Genomic DNA, 741 nt, shown 5'->3' with positions numbered 1-741 from the left:
TGTAGTTCCCACAGAGGTTGTGAACGCGGGACGGTAGACGGATAGCGAGGACCTCCAGTACGGAGGGGGGTTACCACACCAACCCACCGTCTGGAGGTCCTCATGACCCACGCTAATGCCCCCCTGACTCCCGAGGGACGTCGCCGACTCGCGGTCGCGGTTGTCGAGAAGAAGTGGAAGGTCCAGCGAGCTGCTGAACGGTTCCAGGTCTCGCCGGCCACGGTGTCGAAGTGGGCGAACCGCTATCGGCGTGGGGAGCCGATGACCGACCGGCCCTCGCGTCCTGCCACCTCGCCGCGGCGGTGCAGCCTGCATCTTGAGCACCGGATCGTGAAGCTGCGCCACACCCGGCGCTGGGGGCCGCACCGCATCGCCTTCCACCTCGATGTCCCGCGGTCCACGGTCGGACGTGTCCTGAGCCGCTACGGGATGGTCCACGTCGACATCAAGAAGCTCGGCAAGATCCCCGACGGCGGCGGCTGGCGTGCCTTCGGCCGCACATCGGTGCAGCACCGCAGGGCGCAGGTGGTCAGCGATCGAGCAGCCCGCGCCGGGGCACCTGCGTCACGCGGCTACGTGTATCTCCATCACGCTGTCGACGACCACTCCCGGCTGGCCTACTCCGAACAACTGCCCGATGAACGCAAGGAGACCGCCGCCGGGTTCTGGCTACGCGCCACGTCGTTCTTCGCACAAGCCGGGATCAGCGTGCGGGCCGTGATGACCGACAACGGCGCCTGC

At 67.6% G+C, this 741-nt stretch carries 1 protein-coding gene; it reads left to right on the top strand.

Annotated elements, in window-relative coordinates; all coding sequences use genetic code 11:
- Nucleotides 1–102: 102 nt before the first annotated feature.
- Nucleotides 103–741, top strand: a 639-nt coding sequence (locus IG63_RS22455) for a helix-turn-helix domain-containing protein (protein WP_036196374.1), incomplete at its 3' end; no start/stop codon positions are given.

Source organism: Nocardioides aequoreus (assembly GCF_000720335.1).
GTDB classification, from domain to species: Bacteria; Actinomycetota; Actinomycetes; order Propionibacteriales; family Nocardioidaceae; genus Marmoricola; species Marmoricola aequoreus.
Note: the sequence above shows the minus strand (reverse complement) of the source record. Positions and strands in the feature narration are given on the sequence as shown.